The sequence below is a fragment of the Chitinophaga dinghuensis genome (assembly GCF_003259435.1).
GTDB classification, from domain to species: domain Bacteria; phylum Bacteroidota; class Bacteroidia; order Chitinophagales; family Chitinophagaceae; genus Chitinophaga; species Chitinophaga dinghuensis.
Genome location: NZ_QLMA01000006.1, coordinates 1 through 4006, shown reverse-complemented (window position 1 = coordinate 4006; position 4006 = coordinate 1). Strand labels below are relative to the sequence as shown.

3 protein-coding genes are annotated in these 4006 nt (G+C 41.3%); 1 reads left to right on the top strand and 2 read right to left on the bottom strand.

From position 1 onward, the window contains the following. Positions 1 to 830: 830 nt before the first annotated feature. Positions 831 to 1952 (bottom strand): agmatine deiminase family protein, encoded by a 1122-nt coding sequence (locus CLV59_RS17780; protein ID WP_211323943.1) that lies wholly within the window; start codon positions 1950 to 1952, stop codon positions 831 to 833. Positions 1953 to 2043: 91 nt separating this feature from the next. Beyond that, on the bottom strand, positions 2044 to 2880 hold the full coding sequence (locus tag CLV59_RS17775) for an AraC family transcriptional regulator (RefSeq protein WP_111593428.1): 837 nt from the start codon (positions 2878 to 2880) through the stop codon (positions 2044 to 2046). A 274-nt stretch (positions 2881 to 3154) separates the two neighbouring features. Here CLV59_RS17775 and CLV59_RS17770 point away from each other — a divergent pair, with 274 nt between their 5' ends. Further along, positions 3155 to 3784, top strand: a complete 630-nt coding sequence (locus CLV59_RS17770; RefSeq protein ID WP_111593427.1) for a hypothetical protein — start codon at positions 3155 to 3157, stop codon at positions 3782 to 3784. Positions 3785 to 4006: the final 222 nt, after the last annotated feature.

Genomic DNA, 4006 nt, shown 5'->3' with positions numbered 1-4006 from the left:
CGGGTATTATTTTAAGATTAACATAGAGGCTATCCTTCATCCTGGAATACTATAATTCATATCAGTCAGCAGCAGCCATAGCTGCTGTTGGTCAAGTCGGATTAACGGAATGTAAATGTCCAGGTGAAAATGGCGCTCTTGATTTAACAGTTCGGGTTTCAAAAGGTGACTATAACAGTTTTTGCACCATCCATGTAGAGCAAGCAATAGTTGCTTTACCTCCATGGCGGCGGCAATTGAGGGTCTTCCATTACTGTAGTCCGGTAACTACAACGTTATATCAAATGTCCTTACGGACAACATGCATCATACACGACCATATGAAATGGATCGCGTTCTGGCAAAGATGGGGAATATAGAACCGACATAAAATCGCAATGGTTATTCCGACAAAATAAATCTGTGCAACTGAAAATCTGTTGCATGTAAAATGGGTGCATAGGAAAACATTATTAATTTAACAGAACACAATCCACTGCTAACACACTATCAGCAGACAATCGCGAACAACATCCTTACTGATGTTAAAACTAGGCCATTCAACTGCAAAACTCTTTCAGTAGATAAATTCGGAATACTAACCTTAATAAAATAACATTAAATACATATACGAATAAGCAAATATTATCGAGAACACTACAGACTATATACTGGAACCATCCAGCATCAGGAGTATAATATCATCGCAACGAAGCAATAGTTAAAGGCATTTGAACCAGCATGCAGTATCACTGCATATTGATTTAACCGTTACAACACCATTTAAAATATAAATAAAAATCCGCCTCTACTGCGTAGAGACGGATAAATTAGCTTTTGAACTTCAACAATTATTTTGTGGTACTTATTTGCAGTGGTTGCTGCTGGGTAACGCAATGGATCATTCCTCCGTTGGCAAACAGATTACGACAATCTATACCGACAACTTTCTTATTTGGATAAAGTTGCTGAATGATATTCATGGCCACTGCGTCATTGGGATCATTATAATTCGGTACCAAAACAGTTGTATTGGCGATGTAATAATTAATATAGGACGCTTTTCCAAGATTCTTCCCGTATGTAGTGATCACATCATTTTGGGTGAGCGGTACCTGCACAATTTTGTAAGGAACAGACGCTTTATTGGTAGCAGCGTATAACCTGGTGACATCATCCTGCGGCACCTGCCAGTAATCCAGATCATTTGTATTCATGGTAATGATCGTGGAAGCATTGGCAAATCTTGCAAATCCATCGATATGCATATCCGTTATATCCAGTCCAGCCTTACCTTCCAGCCAGATAAATTTGGTGACGCCCAGATATTTGGAAAATATTTCTTCTGCCTGCTGCTGTGTCATGTCGGGGTTCCTATTTGAATTCAAAATGGAGCTTTTACAGGCCATCAGCACTCCGTTCCCGTCAATCTCCACACTGCCTCCTTCATTAATCATGGTTCCATTGAGGTCGATCCCTTTCATATGAAGGTCCGCCGCAATCTTTCCTGGAATGGCATTACAATTATTATAAGCGGCTTTCTTTCCCCATCCATTAAATCCCCAATCTTCTATCAGGATCTGACCATTCTTATCTTTTACAAAGATGGGCCCGTTATCTCTTACCCATACATCATCTGTTGGATAGATCTTGAAATCTATTTGCTGTAATGGCACTGCTGCCTGCTGCAGCAAAGCGGTTATTCGCTCTTGCTCCGCTTGATCATAAGCAATAATATGTACCCTTTCGCTTGGTACCAGTGCTTTAGTCATAGCAACCCAAGTCTGATCCAGGCGGTTCCGGTAGGTTTTACCATATTGGTATTGGTGCGGCCATTGCAGCCAGGTTCCTTCATGCGGACTGGATTCGTCCGGCATGGTATATACAATACTCGTATCTGTAGGTGGCTGAGTAGTCACTTCTTTAGTGCATGACAATAACAGTGAAGGCAGCAGAAGCAGTAAGCTTTCCATTTTACGCATAATTGAATTTGTAAGATGTTTTTTTAGAATACAGCAAAGCTATACCACTGTGCTACCGAAAAGTTGTCCGAAATTGACAATCTTACTTAAGAGGCAACAGTATGCCAGTGAGCTGATCCTCTATCACATCTGAATTGTCTGGATGCCTGATATAGTGTTCGACGATGGGTGTATGTGCAAATTCCAGGTCCGAATCCAATATCCAGCCTGCATATATATTCTTATACGTTTCTTCTATTGTCTCATAAGTGCCGGTATGAATAAACTGCGCATAACGGCCGCCCAGGATCACTTTTGAAGGTAGTATCCTGTTGCGCGACTGTTCAGAGGAACAAGCGTCATATCTACACTTCAGTTCTGCTGTGATCAACGGATCATCCGCAATGATTCCATAATAGGTGGTGGAGGAAGCCGGAAATTCATTTTGCAGGAATTGCTCCCATAATTGTTCAATCCTGGTATTCTCATATGGAATAAAAGCGCTTTCATAATATACCTTTACGGCGGGGAAATAAATGATCTCAGGTTGCAGGTATATCTCGGATTCAACGGGCGCGATGCCAGCATCGCTGAATAAAAGCGTTTTACTCAATTTTGCTTCTTTAGGAGCGCAGTGGAAATGCTCTTTAAACGCTTTGGAGAAGGAAGCCAGGCTTTCAAAGCCAACTTTAAGGGCAATATTAGTAATGCTATCATTTGTATATAGCATTAACTTATAGGCATTTTCCAATCTGAGCCGCTTCTGATAAGCGCCTATCGTTTCTCCGCAGGTGTATTTGAAAATACGCTGAATATTTCGGTAAGAATAGTGAGAAGCCCCCTCCAGCTGCTTGATTGATATATCCTGGTCATAGTGCTGCTCAATGAGGTGAAGAACATTGTAAACGCAATCCAGATTCACAGACCTATTTCCATTCATAGCAGATACTATTTGGTACAAATTTCCTTAAAAAAATTAATAAATGAGCGCTTGTTTGATAGCCCAAAGGGAACAGAAGGGTTCCCACCCAGAGCAGTATTCTTTGAATAGTATTTTAGGGAGACACGTGCCAGCTGCTCAATATCCGTACCTGATGCCAAGGCAAAGGAAACAGCTATCACATCGAGCTTCTATCGCCGGAGGTGTGCCGGTTCTTATCAATTCTTTGTATACTTGGAAATAAAAGATAATTTCATCACAAAATATTTCGAGCATGCAATTCAACAAGCGACAGGCGCCAGATCTATATTCACCTTATGCCACTGAAGCCAATCCGGCTTATTTCGAAAAAATGCATGATGTGGAATGGCGTGGCCAGCTACAATCTGCCACAGGTGGGAGAAAATTCAGGATAAAATACTACGGCGACCTTTATACCTGGGAGGTAAAGCAGCAAGAAGCACATCAGGAGATGCACCGTCGCAATTATGGCAACAACTTCAATGGCCTTATAGTAGAAACCAATGAAGCCCCCGAACTAATATATGCTGTAGATGTGGCCACCGGGGAAGAAATACTGCTGTTCGACTATTGTGCGCATGGCTATGATAACCTGTTCAACAATGAATGGGATCTCCATAAAATGCCGCATCGAAACGCAGAGAATATATACAAGGATGCGGCAGGGAATGAGATATTCGAAGTAGTGGTACGCACCTACAATAATATCGATTATGAGGATAAAGACGAAGGCTTTGTTCAGGAAAATGGCCTGATTAAGCTAATGGATGGCCGAGAGGTGGATATTCCTTACATGCAACGTAACGGCTTCGATGCTATTGCAATTGTGTTGTACGCTGAAAACGGGGATATGGTGGTGGTGCATCAAAGAGAACTGGCTTAGGCAATAATTAGGAGGACAACATATTGTTCCAGTCACCGAACTTCGATGCTCCAATTTTTGAAAAATGGCCATAAGTTCACTTTCACCCACACCTGTCAATGAGGAAAATAAAAAAGGCTTACATTAATGGACTGCTCCCCAAAAGTTGGATAAAAAAATTAAGTATTTTGGAACTGAGCTCGGTATTTTACCGGGCTCATTCCATTTAGATTTAGTCTGATT

Excerpts from the sequence above, each read along its gene's own strand:
- CLV59_RS17780 (WP_211323943.1), bottom strand. The coding sequence starts at position 1,952 with ATGGAAAGCTTACTGCTTCTGCTGCCTTCACTGTTATTGTCATGCACT.
- CLV59_RS17770 (WP_111593427.1), top strand. The coding sequence starts at position 3,155 with ATGCAATTCAACAAGCGACAGGCGCCAGATCTATATTCACCTTATGCC.
- CLV59_RS17775 (WP_111593428.1), bottom strand. The coding sequence starts at position 2,880 with ATGAATGGAAATAGGTCTGTGAATCTGGATTGCGTTTACAATGTTCTT.